This window comes from Sphingopyxis sp. Soil_C_28 (genome assembly GCF_057657055.1).
The window spans coordinates 986,045-1,006,093 of sequence record NZ_JBDGJE010000002.1 but is presented as its reverse complement, the minus strand read 5'-3'; the positions used below and the strand labels follow the sequence as shown (position 1 = coordinate 1,006,093).

Annotated in this window: 12 protein-coding genes and 1 tRNA gene; 2 read left to right on the top strand and 11 right to left on the bottom strand. The window is 64.7% G+C overall.

The window, feature by feature from the left end; genetic code table 11:
• The first annotated feature begins 38 nt into the window (after nt 1-38).
• Complete coding sequence (locus AC3A43_RS13110) at nt 39-908, top strand: hypothetical protein (RefSeq protein ID WP_487792968.1); 870 nt, start codon at nt 39-41, stop codon at nt 906-908.
• 73 nt (nt 909-981) lie between these two features.
• Nucleotides 982-1,057, top strand: a tRNA-Thr gene (locus AC3A43_RS13105).
• 4 nt (nt 1,058-1,061) lie between these two features.
• Here the strand turns inward: AC3A43_RS13105 and AC3A43_RS13100 are convergent.
• The 11 genes from AC3A43_RS13100 to AC3A43_RS13050 form a co-directional block, all read right to left on the bottom strand.
• On the bottom strand, nt 1,062-3,590 hold the full coding sequence (locus AC3A43_RS13100) for a beta-glucosidase (RefSeq protein ID WP_487792967.1): 2,529 nt from the start codon (nt 3,588-3,590) through the stop codon (nt 1,062-1,064).
• Nucleotides 3,590-3,931 carry a hypothetical protein gene (locus tag AC3A43_RS13095; protein WP_487792966.1) on the bottom strand — a complete coding sequence of 114 codons (342 nt, stop codon included), beginning with the start codon at nt 3,929-3,931 and terminating at the stop codon, nt 3,590-3,592. Before AC3A43_RS13095 ends, AC3A43_RS13100 begins: the two co-directional genes overlap by 1 nt.
• Nucleotides 3,928-5,601: an AMP-binding protein gene (locus tag AC3A43_RS13090; protein ID WP_487792965.1), complete on the bottom strand. Its 1,674-nt coding sequence runs from the start codon at nt 5,599-5,601 to the stop codon at nt 3,928-3,930. Before AC3A43_RS13090 ends, AC3A43_RS13095 begins: the two co-directional genes overlap by 4 nt.
• Nucleotides 5,598-7,196, bottom strand: coding sequence for a tannase/feruloyl esterase family alpha/beta hydrolase (locus AC3A43_RS13085; RefSeq protein WP_487792964.1), 1,599 nt, complete (start codon nt 7,194-7,196; stop codon nt 5,598-5,600). The genes AC3A43_RS13090 and AC3A43_RS13085 overlap by 4 nt, the downstream gene beginning before the upstream one ends.
• On the bottom strand, nt 7,193-8,041 hold the full coding sequence (locus AC3A43_RS13080; RefSeq protein WP_487792963.1) for an alpha/beta hydrolase: 849 nt from the start codon (nt 8,039-8,041) through the stop codon (nt 7,193-7,195). The genes AC3A43_RS13085 and AC3A43_RS13080 overlap by 4 nt, the downstream gene beginning before the upstream one ends.
• 11 nt (nt 8,042-8,052) lie before the next feature.
• On the bottom strand, nt 8,053-9,525 hold the full coding sequence (locus AC3A43_RS13075; RefSeq protein ID WP_487792962.1) for a carboxylesterase/lipase family protein: 1,473 nt from the start codon (nt 9,523-9,525) through the stop codon (nt 8,053-8,055).
• Entirely contained in the window at nt 9,522-12,800 is a 3,279-nt protein-coding gene (locus AC3A43_RS13070; RefSeq protein WP_487792961.1) for a family 78 glycoside hydrolase catalytic domain, read from the bottom strand. Before AC3A43_RS13070 ends, AC3A43_RS13075 begins: the two co-directional genes overlap by 4 nt.
• An 11-nt stretch (nt 12,801-12,811) precedes the next feature.
• Complete coding sequence (locus AC3A43_RS13065) at nt 12,812-15,487, bottom strand: TonB-dependent receptor domain-containing protein (protein WP_487792960.1); 2,676 nt, start codon at nt 15,485-15,487, stop codon at nt 12,812-12,814.
• 212 nt (nt 15,488-15,699) lie between these two features.
• The gene (locus AC3A43_RS13060; RefSeq protein ID WP_487792959.1) at nt 15,700-16,461 is read right to left on the bottom strand and encodes a DeoR/GlpR family DNA-binding transcription regulator; all 762 of its coding nucleotides are present in this window, start codon (nt 16,459-16,461) and stop codon (nt 15,700-15,702) included.
• A gap of 84 nt (nt 16,462-16,545) precedes the next feature.
• A complete protein-coding gene (gene rhaI, locus AC3A43_RS13055; protein WP_487792958.1) occupies nt 16,546-17,841 on the bottom strand; it encodes an L-rhamnose catabolism isomerase in 1,296 nt (431 codons plus the stop codon).
• Between the two features lie 22 nt (nt 17,842-17,863).
• Nucleotides 17,864-19,978 (bottom strand): bifunctional rhamnulose-1-phosphate aldolase/short-chain dehydrogenase, encoded by a 2,115-nt coding sequence (locus AC3A43_RS13050; RefSeq protein ID WP_487792957.1) that lies wholly within the window; start codon nt 19,976-19,978, stop codon nt 17,864-17,866.
• Between the last annotated feature and the right edge of the window lie 71 nt (nt 19,979-20,049).

Sequence of the window (20,049 nt, the reverse complement as noted above, 5' to 3'; positions counted from 1 at the left end):
CTTTGTGCAAGATGACTTGCATGCGCTAAGGCCCACCGATGCGCCGCTTTTCCCATTTTGCCGCCCTCGACTGGTCGGGCGCCCGCGGCGAACGGCAACGCGGGATCGCGCTGGCGGTCGCGAGCGGCGCGGCGGCGCCCGCGCTGGTACGGCCGGGGCACATATGGTCGCGCGCCGAGATTCTTGCATGGCTGGAGGATGTTGCGGCGGCCGGCGAGGACATGCTGATCGGTTTCGATTTTTCGGCGGCCTTCGCTTTTGCCGATCGGGGCCGCTATTTCCCCGAGTGGCGCGAAAGCCCGCCCGATATGCACGCGCTGTGGGCGCTGGTCGAGCGGCTGGCGGGCGACGATCCGCATTATGAGCCGGGCGGTTTTCTCGCGCATCCCGAAGCGAGCCGGCATTTCCGCCAGCGCGGCGCGGCCGGCGACCTGTTCGAAGCGGGCGCGGGACGGCTGCGCGTCGTCGAGCGGCATCAGCGGATGACCAAACAGGCGGCGAGCGTCAGCAATTTCAACCTCGTCGGCGCGGCGCAGGTCGGCAAGGCCAGCCTGTCGGGGATGCGACTGCTTCATCGGCTGGCGGGCCGCATCCCGCTCTGGCCCGGCAATCCGGTGCCCGCGACGGGGCCGATGCTGGTCGAAATCTACACCAGTCTTGCTGCGCGGGCGGCTGGGCTGCCGCCGGGACGCAGCAAGATCCGCGATGGCGCGGCGCTCGACGTGGCGCTCGCGGCTCTCGGGTCGCCGCCCTGTCGTCTGGCAGGCCCGGTCAGCGACCATGCGAGCGACGCACTGCTTACAGCAGCTTGGCTCCGTGCCATCGCCTCCGGCACGGCGCCATGGGCCCCCGCGCCGCTGACCGATACGATCGCGAAAACCGAAGGCTGGACCTTTGGCATCATTTGAAATCCACTATCTGCTGCATTTTCTGTCGCCGGATATTTCCATCCGGCTCAAAAATGCCTAGGGGACAGCCAGTGCCGGCTTAGCTCAGTTGGTAGAGCACCTGATTTGTAATCAGGGGGCCACGGGTTCGAATCCTGTAGCCGGCACCATTTCCTATTCCGCTATCACGTCGATCTCGCGCTGCTGACGGATGTCCGCCGAGGACGATCCGGCCATGATCCGGTAGCGGCCCGGCACGACGCGCCACTCGCCGCGTTCGGCGTCGAACTGCGAGAACGCCCGGGGATCGAGCGTGACGGTGACCGTCCGGCGCCCGCCCGGTGCGAGATCGACTTTCGCGAAGCCACGGAGTGCGATCGGCGGATCGCCCGCCGCGGGGGTTACCGGCGCAACGTAGATTTGCACCACTTCCTTGCCGGCGCGTTTGCCGTCGTTGCGGAGAGTGAGTTTGACCGAAAGCGCTTCGCCGCCCGTGGCGCGTGGGGGCACCGACAGCGCCGAATAGGCGAAGCTGGTGTAGCTGAGGCCGTGGCCGAACGCGAAGAGCGGCTTGACGCCTTTCGCAACATAACCGCGATAACCGACGAGCAATCCTTCGGAATAGGGCGTCTTGGCACCCTTGAGGTTGATATTGTCATCTTCGGTCCGTGCCGGAAAAGTGACGGGCAGCTTGCCCGACGGATTGACCTTGCCGGTCAGGACGTTCGCGAGCGCCGCCGCCCCGCCCTCACCCGGCAGCCACATGTCGACAATCGCCGGTGCCTTATCGTGCCACGGCATCGTCATTGCGGCGCCGGCGTTGACGACGACGACGGTCTTTGGATTGGCTGCAAGGATCGCCTCGACCAGCTTGTTCTGGTTACCGGGCAGGTCGAGCGACGTGCGGTCATAGCCCTCGCCTTCGGTCGTCGACGACGAGCCCACGAACACCACCGCCGCATCGGCAGCGCGCGCCGCCGCGACGGCTTCGTCGAACGACGGCAGCGGTTCGCGGATGCCGAAGCTCAGATATTCATAGGGCGTCTGTCCGGTGACATAATCGATGCGGATCGGATAGCTGCGCCCTGCCTCGAGCTGGACCGCAACAGTGCGTCGCGGGATGGGGAAGCCGAGCACGTCGCGGATGTCGGGGGTCGATGCGCTCGCCTTGCTAAGCACCGGCTTGCCGTCGAGGGTGATCGTCGCATTGCCGGTGCCGCGGGTGCTGAATTCATAGGTGCCGCTCTTGTCGGGCCAGAACTGCCCCTCCCAGCTAAACGCGGCATAGCCGGTGACCTGCGGCCCGGCGATATTGCCGCTGATCCGCTTGAGAAAGCTGGTCGCGGTTTCGCGCTTCACCGGTTCGCCGCTCATGTCGGCGTTGGCGTAATAGGTTGCCGCGAGGCCGGTTACGCTGCGGTCGGCCGTGGGGCTGAACAACTTGGGATTGGCGCCAGGCGGCGTTTCTTCGTTATCGACGCCGCGCGCGTAATCGATCTTCACGCCTGGCAGCGCTGCCTTGAGCGCGGCGAGCGGCGTGCTCGTCTCGAACGGCACGACGGCCGAGCTACCGCCGCCCTGAATGCGCACGACGTCGGCGTTGGGACCGATCACCGCGAGCGACTTGATCGACGAAGGAAGCGGCAGGACGCCGCTGTTCTTGAGCAGCACGATCGCTTCCTCGGCCGCGCTCTGCGCAAGCGTTGCGTTGCGCGGCATCTCCTTGGCAATCGGGCGGGCAACACCGCGCTCGATCGCGCCGCTGCGCACGATCAGGCGCACCATGCGGCGAGCGTTGTCGTCGATCTGCGCCGTCGTGACCTTGCCGTCCTCGACCGCCTTCTTGAGCTTGGGTCCGAAATGGTTCGGCGGCCCCGGCATCTCGAGATCCATGCCGGCATTGACCGTGGTCGCGGTCGAATGGACCGCGCCCCAGTCGGACACGACAAAGCCCTTATAGCCCCACTCGGTCTTGAGCAGATCGGTGAGCAGCCAGCGGTTTTCGGCCGCATGGGTGCCGTTGATCTTGTTGTACGACGCCATCACCGACCAGGGATCGCCCCCTTTGATCACCGTCTCGAACGCCGGGAGATAGATCTCGCGCAACGTCCGCGGATCGACCACGGAATCGACGATGAAGCGGTTGGTTTCCTGATTGTTCGCGGCGAAATGCTTGAGCGACACACCGATGCCCGCGCCCTGCGCGCCCTTCACATATCCGAGGCCGATCTGGCCGGCGAGATACGGGTCCTCGGAATAGGTTTCGAAATTGCGGCCCCAGCGCGGGGTGCGGACGATATTGACCGTTGGCGCAAGCAGCACGTCGGCGCCATGCGCGAGCGTTTCCTTGCCGATCGCCGCACCGACCTTTGCCGTCAGCTCGGGGTTCCACGTTGCCGCCATCGCAACGCCGACAGGAAAGACCGTCGCGGGCTTGCCATCTGGCGAGCGCACACCCGTCGGTCCATCGGTCATGCGGATCGGCGGAATGCCGAGCCGTTCGATCGGGTTCAGCGTCATCGACGATTCCCCCGCGAGCAACAGGATCTTCTCGTCGAGCGTCAGCCGCACCATCAGATCGTCGACGCGCGCTTCGAGCGGGGCGGTCTTGTCCTTGTAGATCATATCCTGCGCCTGTGCGCCGGACAGCGCCACCGTGGAAGACAGCAATGTTGCCGCCAGATAGGCTGTCCGGCTCTTCATCACTTGATCTCCGCCAGATCTTTGGCCGTCGCCGCGAGCATCTCGTCGGTGATCTTGCCATTCGAATAGGGCTGAAGCTGCGACAGGCTGATCGCCTTGAACATCTCATATTCGGGCAGCGCGATCATGCCGGGGAAATGCTTTTCGATGACCGCCTTGCCCTTTTCGTCGGCGACGATGTCCTGCAGCGGGGTGTCGAGATTATATTTCGCATCGCTCGCGAGCGCGGGCGTCGCGGGTTCCGGAGCGGCGGCGGGAGCGAGCACTGGCGCGGCGGTATCCTGGGCAAAAGCGGGAGCGGCGGCCATCAGCGCCGCAACAAATATGGCAGTTTTTTTCATGCTTCTTCCTTTCCGAGATCGGCGACCATCGCCTCTCTGATCAGATATTTCTGGACCTTACCCGTCACCGTGGTGGGGAATTCGCCGACGATACGCACGTAACGCGGGACTTTATAGTGGGCGATCTGGCCGCGGCAGAATTCGCGGATCGCATCGGCATCGACGTCAGCATCGGACTTCAATCGCACCCACGCGCACAGTTCCTCGCCCATGCGTTCGTCGGGGATGCCGACGACCGCGACATCCTCGACCGCGGGGTGGCGATAGAGATAATCCTCGACCTCGCGCGGGTAGATATTCTCGCCGCCGCGGATCACCATGTCCTTGAGTCGCCCGACGATATTGCCATAGCCTTGGGCATCGATCGTCGCGAGATCGCCCGAGTGCATCCAGCCGTCGGCATCGATCGATTCCGCGGTGCGCTGGGGTTCGTCCCAATAACCGATCATCACCGAATAGCCGCGGGTGCAAAGCTCGCCGGGTTCGCCGGAGGCTACGATGTTACCGTCCGTATCGACGATCTTGCATTCGAGATGCGGCTGGACGCGGCCGATCGAACCGACGCGGCGCTCGAAGGGATCGTCGGGCGCGGTCTGAAAGCTGACCGGGCTGGTTTCGGTCATCCCGTAAGCGATCGTCACATCGCGCATGTTGAGGCGCTCGACCACCTGCCGCATCAGCGGTTCGGGACAGATCGCGCCCGCCATGCAGCCGGTGCGCAGCGACGAGACGTCGAACTTATCGAAATCGGGATGCGCGAGCACGGCAATGAACATCGTCGGCACGCCATAGAGTGCAGTGCAGCGTTCGGCCTCGACCGCGCGCAGCACCGCCTCGGGATCGAAGCCTTCGGACGGATAGACCATCGCGGCGCCGTGGGTGAGGCTGGCGAGGTTGCCCATCACCATGCCGAAGCAATGATAGAGCGGCACCGGGATGCAGATGCGGTCCCCCGCAACCAGCCCCTGCGTGCGGCCGACGAAATAGCCGTTGTTGAGGATGTTGCGATGGCTGAGCGTCGCGCCCTTGGGCAGGCCGGTGGTGCCGCTGGTGAACTGGATATTGATCGCGTCGTTCGGGTCGAGAGTCGGGCCGATATCGGCGAGGCGCTGGCGGTCGGCGTCGGTCGCAAGCGTCGCCGTGTCGTCGAAGCCGAGCCAGCCGGGCCGCGCATCGCCGCCGATCAGGATCAGCGAGCGCAGTGTCGGCAGGCGCCCGGCCCGAAGCTGCCCCGGCATACTGGCGGCGATTTCGGGAGCGAGCTCCTCGATCATCCCCGGATAGTCGCTCGTCTTGAAACGGGTCGCGGCGACGAGTGCGGACAGCCCGACCTTGTTGATCGTATATTCGACCTCGGACAGGCGATAGGCGGGGTTGATCGTGACAAGGATCAGCCCCGCGCGCGCGGCGGCGAACTGGGTCAGCGTCCATTCGACACAATTGGGTGCCCAGATGCCGATCCGATCGCCGGGGTTCAGGCCGAGTGCCAATAGCCCCGCCGCGAAGGCGTCGGACCGTTCGAGCAGTTCGGCGAAATTCCACCTTATGCCCTGCCCGACCGAGACCAGCGCATCGCGGCTGCCCCACCGCTCGGCGGCAAGTGCCAGCGCTTCACCGATCGTATGTTCGATCAGCGGCGGCTCGGTCGCGCCTGTAACATGACTGGTCATTTTCCGGGCGCCTCGCATACGAAGCTCGCGGCATCGTCGGGCGAGCCCTTGCCGTCCCACTTCGCGACTTTCGGGAACGGACAAAGCGGCCGCGTCCGCCCGGCTTTCGCGGGCAGGCCGATATAGGCGAACAGGTCATTGTCATATTTGGTGGCGATGATCCGCTCGGGCGCAGGACCACCTTGCCGCCAGCCATCGAGCGCGGTCAACGGATCGAAATTATTGGGCCCCGGACCCGCGAGGCAGTGCGACATGCCGGGCACCATGAACAGACGCACCGACGTCGCCGCAGCGCGCGGATTGGCGGCGACAAGACGCTCGTAATAATCGAGCGTATTCTGCGCCGGGATGCCGGCATCGTTCCAGCCATGATAGAGGATCAGCTTGCCGCCGCGTTTGTAGAAGGCATTGAGGTCGGTGCGGTCGGCGTCGAGATCGCCGCCCACGCGCGCCTTCGCCAAGGCATAATCGCGGTCGAGGTTGAAATCGGACAACTGCCATTCGGGATTGCCGTGCACAAAATAACGGAAGAATTGCGTGCCGAATTTCACATGCTGCGAATTGCTGCCCGTCAGCCACATCGCCCAGGTCCCCGCCTCGGCTTCCGCACCCGGCGCAAAGCCGGGGTAGAAGCTTTTGCCGTCGGCGGTCTTCGGGCCTTCGTAGAAGAGTTTCGCGGTCGCGGCTTCACCCGCCGTCAGGCAATCGGCGCCATCGGCGCCCTTGCACGCGAGCTTGGCAAGGTCGACGCGGCAGGCGCGCGGATCGTCGATCACGCCGTCCTTGACCCCGTCGAGACCGTCGCATTGCCCAAGCGAAGCTGTCTGGAGCAGCTTCAGCTTCGCCATCGACAGATCGCCGCCGGGCTTGTTCGCGGCAATGGCATTGCTGGTAAAGGCGCTGGCCATGCGCGTCCACGGCATCGCGGGAGCGCCCGCGATGATCGCGTCATAATCGGCGGGATAACGCTGCGCGAGGGTCAGCGCCTGCCGCCCGCCATCCGAACAGCCGTGGAAATAACTCGCCGCGAGCGGGTTTTCGTAGAAGGCCGCGATCACCTGCTTGGCGGTCTCCGCGCCGACATGGTTGGCGCGCCAGCCATAGTCGCGAATCTTTTCGGGCGCATTCAATGCCCAGCTTGCGTCAACGTCGCTTTCACCGAAGTGCCCCATGTCGGTGCCGACTGCAGCATAGCCCTTTTGCACCGCACCGCGCATCAACAGCGACGGGAGCAGCATGTTCGCGCCAAAGCCGCCGTTACCCGCGCCGAGCAGCTTGCCATTCCAACCGGCGCGTTCGGGCAGCCACACCTCGACCTTGATCGACGATCCCGGCACCGGCGAGAGCGTCGCCTGCACGCGGCAGAAAGCGGCGGGCGCCGGAAGGCCGGGTTTGCCCGCCTCCAGATTGACCGTCGCACCGCCCGCGAGCGAAGTCGCGGCGTCGACCTTGCCGTCTTTCAGCGCCAGACCGGTCAGCCCTTCGCAGCTATCGACCTTTTGCGCGGTCGGCGTCGAAGTGGGCGCGGGTTCATTGGCGGTGCAGGCCGCAAGCAGCGATCCACCGGCGAGGACGAGAAGCGATGCGGCCCTCATTTGCCGATCAGCCCCTGCGTGCGCATCCAGTCGGCCATCGCGCCGGTCCATGCGTCGCTCGCTTTGCCGCTCTTTTTCATGCCGAAGCCATGGCCTCCGTTTTCATAAGTGACGACCGTGCTGCTCGCTCCCGCTTTTTTCCAGGCTGCGGCAAGGCGGATGCTGTCATCGTGCGCCAGCTTGTCGTCCCTGGCGACCGCGACGAAGAGCGGCGGCGCTTTCTTCGGCACCATGACCGTGTCGGGCAACAGGCCCGGATAAATGGCGATGGCGAAGTCCGGCCGGTTGGCAGGCTTGTTCGCCGCCAGCGTCCACACCGTCACCGCACCGCCGGCCGAAAAGCCCATCAGCCCGACGCGGTTCGATTTGATGCCATAGCGCCCCGCATTCCTGCGCACCCACTTCACCGCATTCTCGCCATCGGCGGTCGCGAGCGGGCGCAGCGGTTCGACGGCGGTGCGCAACGAGCCGAGATTGCCGAGATAGCGCATCATCTGGAGCGGAAAGTCGACACCGGTTTCGAGCAGCCGATATTTGAGGACAAACGCCGTCACGCCAAGACTATTGAGCCATTGGGCGACCGCCTCGCCCTCATTCTCGATCGACAGCATGTGGAACGCGCCGCCGGGAGCGACAATCACCGCGGTGCCGTTGGGCGTGTCGGAGACATAGGGCGTGAGCGTCGCGTCCGAAACGTTGCGCACGATCGTACCGAAGGGGCCTGTCTCGCGCACCTCCTTCGAGATCGCGGGCACGGGGTCCGACGACAGACGGATCGCTTCCCACGCGCAGGCAGGGATCGCAACGACTGCAAGCGCGCCGGCAATCAGGGCGGAAAGGCGCATGGTCATATCTTTCATTTCTTTGCGTCCCGTGCAGCGGCAATGGCGGTGAGCGCCGGGCTGCCCGCAGGCGCCATCGCGGTCGCGGTGACGCCGATCGACAAGAGCTTCGGCGCCTCAGGGTCGAGCGGCGACCAGACGGGCAGTCCGCCGCCGTTCGGATCGCCGGTCTTCGCGAAATTGGTCCAGTAATCGCCGATCAGCTTCGCCGCCGCGCGATCGGCGGCGGTGGCATCGGGAGCAAGATTGCCAAACTGAAACGCGACGTCCGACGCATGGACCGCGCCGATATCGGGCTTGCGCTGGGCCTCGGCGACATAGCCAAAGCGATAGAGGAAGGTCGGTGCTCCGGCACGTGCCTGCAACAAGCCGAATGCCAGCGCGGGTTCGGCGAAGATCACATCGCCGCCAAGCCGCCGGTTCGCCTCGCCCTCGCCAGCATAGGCGGCTTTTACCCCGGCCGTAGCAGCGCCAAGCTCCTTTTCGATCGGGCTATTGACCATCGCGCGGAACGGCGCGGGGATGAAGCCCAGCTCGTCGTCGTTGCTGCCAATGATATAGGGAATGCGCGCCTGCTTGCTCGCCGCGAAAATCGCGTCGGCATGCGCGGGAACGATCGTCCCGTCGGTGATCGGCCCCGAATAGCGATCCTCTTCCTTGCTCATCAGCGCAAGGCTTCCCAGCACCTTGTCGGCAGGGAGAGCGCGCAATGCCGCGGCGTCGGCGGCGCCAGCGCGCGCGCCAAATACCTGCCCTTTCACCTGCGCTTCGGCGAGGGTCGGCCAGTCATCGCGGCCGCCGCCCGACGCGACTATGGCGCGCGCGAACAGGCCTTTCGCCGCGGGTGACGCCATCAGGCGCAAGACCGATTCCCCTCCGGCGCTCTCGCCAAAGATCGTGACCTTTGCCGGGTCGCCGCCGAAGGAAGCGATATTACGCTGAACCCATTTGAGCGCCGAGATCTGGTCCATCAGCCCCCAATTGCCGTCTTTGCCGAGCGCCGGGTGAGCGAAGAAGCCGAAACGGCCCAGACGATAGTTGAAGCTGACGATCACGACATCGCGCTTTGCGAGCAGGCCCCCATCGGTTTCGGGCAAACTGCCCGACCCGCCGACAAATCCGCCGCCGTGGATCCAGACCATCACCGGCAGTTTCGCGCCCTTCGCGGGTTTCGGGGTCCAGAGGTTGAGGGTCAGGCAATCTTCGCTCATCGGTCGCGATCCGGGCTGGATGCCCGGCAGCGGGTTTTGCATGCAGTCGGGGCCGTAAGCAGTCGCGTCGCGCGGTGTGCTCCATGGTGCGACGGGCGCGGGTGCGCTCCACCGGCCCGCGCCGACGGGCGGCGCGGCAAAGGGAATGCCCTTGAACGATGCGATGCCATCGGCGGTCGCGCCCGTGACGGCGCCGCTGTCGATGTCCACCTGCTGCGCGATGGCGGGAGACGCCAGTGAAGAGACGGCGATGAATGTCAGAATGCTGCGGATCATTGCGCGCCTCCGGAGGTAAAGATGAAACGGCCGGGGCCGGTGCGATAGATCGAATAGCCAGCCGCCTGCCGCACAGCTTCAGTCCCGGCGGGCGCGGCGATGGTCCCGAAACGCGTCGGCACCCAGATTTCGCCTGCGGTGTTCGACGGAACCTCGGCCGTCAATGTCAGCTTGCCGGTTTCGACCTGCCAACCCGAAAAGGCCCGGCCATGGACCGTATCCATCGCCGCCTCGGCACTGGCGAGGCCGTCAGGGATCGCGGGCTTGACCAGCACGACCTTGTATCCCGGCGCGCCGGGGCGCAGACCGGCGAGCCGTTGCCGCATCCAGTCGGCAATAGAGGCGAAATAATGATGGTCACGCGAGCGACTGTTCAGGCTCCACGTCTCGAACATCGTCGAGTGGCCGTTCTTAATCCACCAGCCCCAGCTCGGTTCGTCGGTGCGCGTTGCGACGCGGTAGGCAAGGTCGGCATGGCCATAGTCGCTGAGGATTTCGAGCAGGTAGCGTGCGCCATAGACGCCGGTGCGCAGGCCCTGCTTGTCGACGTCGCGCGCGATGGCGTCGGCGATGCCCTGTTCTCTGCCCGCGGGCGCCATCCCGAACGCGAGCGGCAGGATATTCTGCACCTGCGTCGGTCGGCCGACCGCGCCCTTGCTGTCGATGGTGCGATACCAGCCCATGGCTCCGTTCCAGTAACGCGCATTATAGGCGGCGCGAATGTCGGCAGCGAGCTTTGCATAGCGCGCCGCATCATCAGTCTTGCCGATGATCGCCGACGATTTGGCGAGCAAATCGGCCTGGTGAAAGAAATAGGCCGTCGTCACCGCGTCGATGCCGCCGCCGCGCGCATTGCTGTAATCCATCCCGCCCGCCGACGCCCATTCGGACAGCCCCGCCGTGCGCTGGTAATCGGGCGCCTTGATGAAGGTCGCGGTGTAATCGACCAGCCGCCGCTGCATGTCCTGATTCTCGGCGAGGATCCGCGTGTCGCCATAGGTGGCGTATAGTTCCCACGGCAGGATCATCGCCGCGGCGTCCCACGGGGTCGTCGGCCCCCAGATCACGTTCCAGCCCGGCGTATTCTCATAACCATAGAAGGGCGTCGTCGGCGCGATTTCGGGGACCTCGCCCTTGTCCGATTGCGCATCGCGAAAATCGGCGAGCCATTTGGTCCAGACGCGCGCGACGTCGAGGCTGCGCGCCGCGGCGCCCGCCGACGCCTGCGCATCGCCGGTCCAGCCGTTTTTCTCATAAGTCGGCGTGTCGGTCTGAAAGCCGTGGAGATTGTTGAGGATCGAGTTGATCGCTGCGGCGTCGATCTGGTTCAGCAGCGGATTGGCGCTGGTGAAGCTGCCGGTGCGCGCCACCGCCGAATGGACGATGCGCGCGGTGAGCGCGCCTTCGGGCGGCGTGCCCGGAAAACCCTCAACCTGTACATAGCGAAAGCCGCGATAGCCGAAGCGCGGTTCCCACGTCTCTTCGCCATTGCCCGCGAGCGTATAGCGGTCGGTCTGGAGCTGCGCATCGATCAGCCCGGCGGCAGGCACGACCTTGCCATCGTCGGCGAGGCGTTCGCTCGCGACCATCGACACCGTCGTGCCGCGCGGTCCGCTGAGTTTCAGCACCGGCCAGCCGGAAACGATGCGGCCGAAGTCGTAGACCTGGATGCCGGGCGCGATCGCTTTCACCGCCACGGGGGCGATGGTGTCGACGGGCTCGATCGCCTCCGAATTGGCGGCGACAAGCTGCCCCGCCGGGCCGGAGACGACGGGCGCCATCGGCCACTTGCGGTCGCGGAAGCCGGCGCGATCCCAGCCTTCGGGCGCCAGCCTTGCGTCATGGCGCTCGCCGCGGTGCACCGAGTCATTGAGCGTCGGGCCGGACACGCTGCGCCAGCTGCCATCGGTCCCGACCGTTTCGCGCGTGCCGTCGTTGTACGTCACCTCGAGCTGCGCCTTCAGCGCCGGTTCGGCGTGCCAGGGCGCGGCATGGAAATACCATTCATTCGGGTCGGTCAGACCGTACCAGCCGCGTCCCAGTTCGGCGCCGATGACATTTTCGCCGCGGCGCAGCAGACCGGTCACGTCATAGGCATAGCTGAGCGCGCGCTTGTCATAGGCGGTATAGCCCGCGCCGAGCGACGAGCCGACGACGGTGCCGTTGATCAGCAAGCGCGGCATGCCCGCGCCCGCCGAATAGAGCCGCGCACTGGCGACGGGCTTGCTCAGGCGGAAGGCGCGGCGCACGAGCGGCGCTGGCGCCTCGATCGGAAGCACGAGGTCGACGCCGGGAACGCCGCTGGCGACGACGAGCCCGTCCTTCGACACGCTGCCGCCGGTGAAGGGATTGTCGCCCCCGGCGAAATCATAGGCGACGGCGGGGCTTTGATCACCCCGCACGCTGACCTTGTGGATGATCGCCGCCGCGGCTTCCTTGCCCGCGAACCCGATCGTCCCATGCTTGTGCGCGTCATTGTCGATCGTTGCGACCACGGCACCATCGATGCGCGTCACGACCTGGCTCCCCTCGGCGCGGATCGACAGGGCGATACGGCGCCCCTTGATTGGCGCGGCCAGCTTGACCTGCGCCAGCCGCTCCATCTTAATCGCCGAACTCGTGCCGCCGGGATAACGACGGACGGTCTGGATCAGCTCGGGGCCATTCTTGTCGTCGACCAGCGTCCAGACATAGGCGTCGCCATAGCTCTTCCCATTCGGAAGCGCACGGAACAGGATATCGACGCTCTTGCCCGTCAGCGTCAGATCGGCGTCGAGGGTCAGGTCGCCCCAGTCATGGTCGCGCCGCTGCGGCCCCGAAATCCATTTCGCCTGCCAGTCGGATGTGCCGAGCAGCCCCATTTCCCACCAGGCCGGAGCGCTCCACCCCGTGACGTTGCCCACGGCATCCCACACCTGCACCTGCCACCAATAACGCTGGCGCGACGCGAGCGCCGGCCCCGCATAGGCGATCTGGACATTAGCGTCGGATAAGACCTTGCCGCTGTCCCAGAACAGCTCGCTCCGCGCCAGCGCTTCGCGCGACGTCGCGACTTTCAGCCGGTACGCGGCCTGCTTCGTGACTGGCGACTGCCACGCGAGACGCGGCATCGGGGTATCGAGGCCCAGAGGGGCCCGGCTGTATTCGGCGCGCAGATCGGTGGGAGCGGTGTCGTCGGCCGCGCGGGCCACGCCGATGCTGAGCGACAGCGCGAGAAAGAAGCCAGCGGCGGGACCGATGCTTCCTCCCGCGAAATTCCGCCACTGTTTCAACACCACGCTCGTCCTCAGAATTTGGTGCGGACACCAAAGGAAATGAACCGCCCCAGCGTACCGCCATTCGTATAGCCGGTCTGACCGTCAAAGAAGGGCGGATCTTCGTCGAACAGATTGTCGACATTCATCGTCAGCGACGTGTTCGGCAACAAGGCTTTGAGGTCGTAGCTGAAGAACAGATCGACCGTGTTGAACGACGAGATGCGATCCTGTGTCGTGGCGACAATCGGGAAACCGCCGCGATGGTTGAGCGAGGCATGTGCGGTGAAATCGCCGACGCTTCCGCCAAGTCCGGCGACGAAGAAGAACCGGCCGGTGCCGTTCTTCAGATTGTCGGTGGTCGCCCCGCCCGCCACCGCCTGCGTATCGCGGTTGAGGGTATAAGTGCCGGCAAAGCTCGCGTTGATCGAACCGAACCCGGTCTGGCGGACATAGGACAGGTCGAAATCGATGCCGTCGGTCTTCACGCGGCCCAGATTGTTACGCCGTGCGTCGATCAATATATAGGGCGAGGTACCCGCATAAAGGCTGCCGAGGCTGGGCGCGCCATTGAGCAACAGGCTGCCCACGGCCGCCTGCGACTGAGCAAGCGTCGGGTTCAATATATAGAAACTCGCATAATTCTGGTCGGTAAAGAGGGTCGGCGACAGGAAAGGCGCGAGGCCGATCGCGTCTTTGAACTTGACGTTCCAGTATGTCGCGCTGGCGCGCAGCCCCGGCACGGCTTCGGGTTTCCAGTCGAAACCGAGCGACCATGTGTCGGCGCGCTCGGGCTTCAGGTTGGGGTTGCCGCCGGCGAGGATGATCGTCGGCCGAAGGAAATTGAGCAGGCTGTCGCCGGGCCGGATGAAAAAGCTGTTGAGCAAGATCTGCGCGCGCGAATCCGCGGTGCTGGTCGTGTCGGCCAGGCTGGGCGCATGAAAGGACGTGCCCCAATTGCCGCGGATCGTCAGATCGTTGAACGGCTTGTAGTTGAACCCGATCTTGGGATTGGTCGTGCCGCCGACGTCGTTGTAATCGTCATGGCGGATCGAGCCCGAGAGTTGCAGCCCGCGAAGGCCGGGCGAGCCATTGTCCGCGCCAACGATCGGCACCAACAACTCGCCATAGATCGACTTCACCTTGCGCGAGACGTCCGAGTTGACCGCATTGGTAAAGACGTTGCGGCGATCGAGCGAGATGCGCGAAACGAGATCTTCGTAATGATATTCGGCACCGACGGCGAGGCGGATATCGCCGCCTGGAATCGTAACGAGCGTTCCGTCGAGCACTAGCCGTGCCTCGGCCAGCCCCTGCTTCGCTTCGCCGAAATTCTCGAAATCCTGGATCAGCGCGAGCACAGCCGGATTGGTCGCCGACGGATTATAGGGATTGAGCGCGGTGGCGATCGTCGTGCCGGCAAGCGCGGCCGTCGCGGCGCTGGCGTTGATCGCGCCTTCGCGCACGAGGTTATAGCTGTGCCCATAATTGCCCTCGGCGCGCAGATTCCAGCCGCCGCCCAGTTTGAAGTCAAAGCTGGGCGTCACGCCCCACGAATCGAACCGCTGGTTGCTGATCAGGCTGTCGCCGAACACGTCGGCGAACGAGATCGCGATGTTCTGCGCCGGCGAAAAACTCAGCGGCCGGAAATAGGGGTTGAGTGCCGTGATCGTGCCCGTAAAACCCGCCTGCGCCTGGCGGATCTCGGTGTCACGCCGCGACCAATAAGCAGTCATGTTGAACTCGACATTTTCGCTGAGTTCCTGATTGAGGCCGGCAAACACCGAATGTCGCGTTTCGCGGGGATAGATGTCGGCAAAATCGGTCTGATCGCACTTGTTCACCACCCCCGGCGTAAAGCCCGGCAGCGCATAGCTGATGTTGGGAAGCAGAGGCGAGATCAGCGATTGCAGATCGGTGACATTGCCCGGCGCGCAGGTCGTCTGACGGAAATCGGTGCCCCCACGCGCGGTGTTGTCGGCGGTCGAATAGTCGCGGTCGATGCCCTGTATATTGTCATGCCATGCATAGGCATAAGAAACGAACAGCGATCCGCTGCCCCAGTCCTTGCCTGCGGTCACATTGCCGTCGAAGCTTTTGTAGTCGTCGGCGAAGCCGTAGCGCGCATTGGCGCCGATCCCGTTGAAACTCTTGCGCGTTATGAAGTTGATCACGCCCCCGATCGCATCCGAGCCATAGATTGCCGACCCCCCATCGGGAACGACCTCGACGCGTTCGATGACATCGGGCGGAATGATCGACGGATCGGCGGTGGTCTGAAGGATGCCCGCGCCGACAAGACGGTGGCCGTTCATCAGCACCAGCGTCGTCGCGCCGCCCGACGAACCGAGATTGCGAATATTGGGACGGACGAGCGGCGCGCCGAACTGGCCAGTGCCGACGGGCTGGGTCATAAAATTGCCGACCTGGGGAATCGAGGCGAGCAGGTCGTTGGCATTGGCCGCGCCCGACACCAGCACATCCTCGCGGGTCACGCCGACCAAATTAGTGCCTGTCGGCGCCACGCCGCGCAGCAGCGTTCCGGTGACGACGATGTCGGCATCGGTCGGTGCGTCGGAATCGGCCTCTTGGGCATAGGCCCCGTTAGCGCCAAGCAGCGCGCCCGCGCACGCCAGCACCGAAATTCCCCGCCGCCATGCGCTCCGCTGCGCAGCAAAATCCAGACCTGCAGTGATCATCGCCTTCATCGCATCCTCCCATGCCCGCTTTGGCGGGCTGTCCCTTTTGGCGGAGGCGGCGCGTGCGGCCCTGTTCTTCCTCCGATGCAATGCTTCGTCAGAGCATTTTTGCATCAATGGTCATTATTTGTCTTTAACAATCACGTCAACGATCAAATTCAATCATTCTTACCCGAACGCGACGGCGCGGCGCGGTTTTTCTTGCAACGGCTTTCGAAAATTCAGGCGATGACGACGCGGATGCCGGCGGCTTCCATCATTGTGACATGGCGCGGCTCGATCGCGGTATCGGTGACGACGACATCGATCTCGTCGAGCGAGCAGACGACATTTCCAGACGGACCGGAGAATTTCGAGCTGTCGACGAGCACGATGATCTCGTCGGCGCGCTCGATCAGGCGGCGTTCGGCGGCAACGAGGATCACATCGGCCTGCATCAGCCCCGCCGGCCCCATCGACGCCGCCCCCATGAACAGTTTCGGCGCATGGAAACGCGGCATGCCGTCGTCGCCGGCTGCCGACAGCACGATATTCTGTTCGCGGAACACCTGTCCCGACGGCACGAGGATGCGCGTTGTCGGCTGCGGCAACAGCGCGCTGACGATATGCAGCGAGTTGGTCAGAACCTGAAGCGCGAGGCCGTCGAGGTGCGGACACATCTGCAGTGTCGTCGAACCGCCATCGATCATGACGCCCTCGCCCGGGATACAGAATTGCGCGGCTGCGCGCCCGATCGCTTCCTTGGCGCTGCGGTTGCGCCCTATATTCTCATGGAAGGGAATGCCCGACAGCCCCTCATCGGGCGCCGTCGTCGCGCCGTCACCCTGCCCGGCGCGTTTCGCTCCACCGCGCACGCGCGTGATGACGCCCGATTCTTCGAGCCGGTCGAGGTCGCGGCGAATGGTGGCGGGGGAGGCCGCGACACGGCTCTCGAGGTCGCGGAACGAGACGAAGCCACTATCGCCGAGGCTATCGAGGATCATTTTTTCGCGTTCGGCTGCGTGCATAGGGGTCCCTGTCCTGATGTGCCTATTTGACGGGAACTGCGCCGAGTTGCAATCGATTGATTAGACGATGCCCGCCGTCGTCCCCGCAGCTTTGCGTTCCTGCGCCTTGCGGGTCCGCCAGCCGCTCGCGCGATAGGCGGCGATTGCGTCGATCGCCCCGCCCGCCTCGGCGCGCGCCGCGGCGAGGATGGGCGTGACGTCGGTGCGATACGCCGCGCGCAAAGCCTGAAACGCCATCATCGTATCATTGGCTTCCTGCGCCGCGAGCAGAGCCTCGCGATCGACCAGCAATGCCTTGGCATAGGCGCCGACGATCGCTTCGGCCGACGACAGCATGCTCTCGATCGGATCGGTCACATTGTGCGACTGGTCGATCATATAGGCGGGGCGGAAGTCGCCGCGCGGGTTCATCTCGGCCTCGATCAGTTCGTTGAAGACGAGAAACAGCTGGTGCGGGTTGATCGATCCGCTGTCGAGATCATCGTCGCCATATTTGCTGTCGTTGAAGTGAAAGCCGCCGAGCTTGTCGAAGCGATGGAGCCGCGCGACGATCTGTTCGATGTTCACGTTCGGCGCGTGATGGCCAAGGTCGACGAGACACTTCGCCTTGTCGCCGAGTTCCTGCGCGACGAGGATCGAGCTGCCCCAGTCCGAGATCACAGTGGAGTAGAAGGCGGGCTCGAACATCTTGTGCTCGATCAGCATCCGCCAGTCGCCGGGGAGCGCAGCATAGACCTCTGCCGCCGCATCGAGATAACGGTCGAGCGACCGACCAAGATCCTGCTGCCCCGGGAAATTGGTGCCGTCGCCTACCCACACGGTCAGGTCGGTCACCCCGAGCTGCTGGCCGATCTCGATACATTCGATGTTGTGCGCCACCGCCTGCTCGCGCACGTCGGCGCGGGTCGAGGAGAGCGAGCCCGTGGCATAGCTCACCGCCTGCCCCGGCTGATCCTGAAAGGTGTTGCTGTTGACCGCGTCGAAACCGAGACCAAGCGCCGCGGCTTCCTCACGCAGCGCGCGATAGTCGCCGACCTTGTCCCACGGGAAGTGCGGACTGACGCGCGGCGTGGCGCGGCCGAGCTGCTGGATGACCGCGCAATCCTCCAGCTTTTCGTGGATATTGGTCGGTTCGCCCGCGATCGGGAATTTGGCGAAGCGCGTGCCGCCGCGTCCCGCGCCCCAGCTCGGCACCGCAACCGAGAAACCAGCGACCTTTGCCTTCACCGCGCCGATATCGATCCCACGGCGGCCAAGCTGGCGGCCGAGGCTGCCATAATCATCGTCGAGCGCATCGGTCAGACCGGCGTTCAGACGCTCGATATCATCCTGTGCGAGCGGCAAGTCACCAGCCATAACGTCTCCCGAACCTTCAATTTTATCGTGTAAATGCCTGCGCGTTGCCCGCGTCGACGTTGATCATGTTGCCGGTCGACTTTGACGACATATCGCCGCTGAGGAAATAGACGGCTTCGGCGACATCCTCGGGTAGCACATCGCGCTTGAGCATCGAGCGATTGCGATAATGCTCCTCAAGCTCGCTGCCCGAATCGATCCCGTGCGCGCCCGCGCGTTCGCGGCGCCAGTCGCCGTCCCAGATGCGCGATCCCTTGATCACCGCGTCGGGATTGACCGTGTTGACGCGGATGCCGAAGGGTGCGCCTTCGAGCGCGAGGCAGCGCGCGAGGTGCAGCGCCGCCGCTTTCGCCGAAGCATAGGCCGAGGCGTTGGTCGCGGCGGCAATGCCGTTCTTCGACCCGATGAAGACGATCGAGCCGCCTTCCTGCGCCTTCATCAACGGGAAAGCCGCGCGCGCGGTGAGGAAATAGCCCTGCGCGAGCACGTCATAATTGCGCTGCCACAGCTCGAGCGTCGTATCCTCGATCGGCGCCGACGAGGCGATGCCGGCGTTGGCGACGAGGATGTCGAGCCCGCCAAACTCGCGCGCGCACGTCGCAAATGCCGCAGCCACCTGCCCCTCGTCGGTCACGTCGCATACCGCCGAGCGGATGCGGTCGCGGCCGAAACGGCCTTCGAGTTCGTACGCGGCCTTGGTCAGCGCGTCGGCGTCCCGGTCAACGAGCAGCACACAGGCATCATCGGCGGCGAGGCGTTCGGCGGTCGCGGCACCGATGCCGCCCGCGCCGCCGGTGACGAGCGCGATGCGGCCCGCGAGCGGCCTGGGTTTCGGCATGCGCTGGAGCTTCGCTTCCTCGAGCAGCCAATATTCGATGTCGAAGGCTTCCTGTTCGTCGAGCCCGACATAGGCGCCGATCGCCTCGGCCCCGCGCATCACATTGATCGCATTGGCATAGAATTCGCCCGCGAGCCGCGCGGTCGTCTTGTCGCCGGCAAAAGTCATGCGCCCGATGCCGGGGACGAGCACGACGACGGGATTGGGGTCGCGCATCGCAGGCGAGTTCGGGCGAGCACAGCGCTGATAATAAGCGGCATAATCGGCGCGATACGCCTCGATCCGCTCAGCAAGATACGCGCTGTCATCGATCCTTTCGGGGGCGAGGACGAGCGGCGCGATCTTGGTGCGCAGGAAATGATCGGGGCACGACGTGCCAATCGCGGCGAGCTTCGCAAAATCGCGGCTACCAGTGAATTCGAGCGTTTCGGCATCGTCGGCAAAATGGCCGACGCGGCGACCGCCCATCAGGCCGCGGAGCAACGGCATCAGCTTTGCGGCCGCCGCGGCGCGGTCGGCAGCGGGACGCGACGCGACAACTTCGCCGCCAAATGCCGGCCCATCGACGAGCTTCGCGTTCAGATAGCTCGCCGCATCGGTAATCAGCTCCACCGTATTTTCATAACAGCCCTTGGCGCTGTCACCCCAGCAGATGATGCCGTGCCCCGCGAGCATCACGCCGCGCAGTCCCGCGTGGGCCGCGACATAATCGCGCAGTTTTAGACCGAGATCGAAGCCCGGACGCTGCCAGGGAAGCCAGCCGACCGCGCCGCCCCAGATCGCGCGCGTAACAGCCTCTCCCTCGCTCGAGGCCGCGAGTGCGATGATCGCGTCAGGGTGAACATGGTCGACATGGGCAAAGGGCAAATAACTATGGAGCGGGGTATCGATCGACGCCGCGCGCGGATTGAGCGCGAAGGTACAGTGCGGCAGGTAACCGACCATCTCGTCCTCGTGCGCAAGTCCGCGATAGAGTTTTTCGAGCCCGAGCAGTTTGGCCTGATACAGCGTTGAAAACCCATCGAGCTTCATCGAGCCGATATCGCCGCCCGATCCCTTGACCCACAGCACCGAAACCGTTTCACCGGTCAGCGGATCGCGCGCATCGAGCTTGGCCGAGGTGTTGCCGCCGCCGAAATTGGTGACGGTCAGGTCGGAACCGAGACGGTTCGAGCGATAGAGGAGCAGATCTTCGGGCGACTTCCCCAGCGCCTCGTCATCCGACCAGCGATTCGCCGGGATGGCGAACAGCAGCGCGGCAGCATTGGATTGGGGCGTGACGTCCAGAAGATCGGGCATGAAGGAAACTCGTTGTTTCGACTATGCGAGGACATGTATCGAAATCGCTGGCATCCCGCAATCAGTTTCGA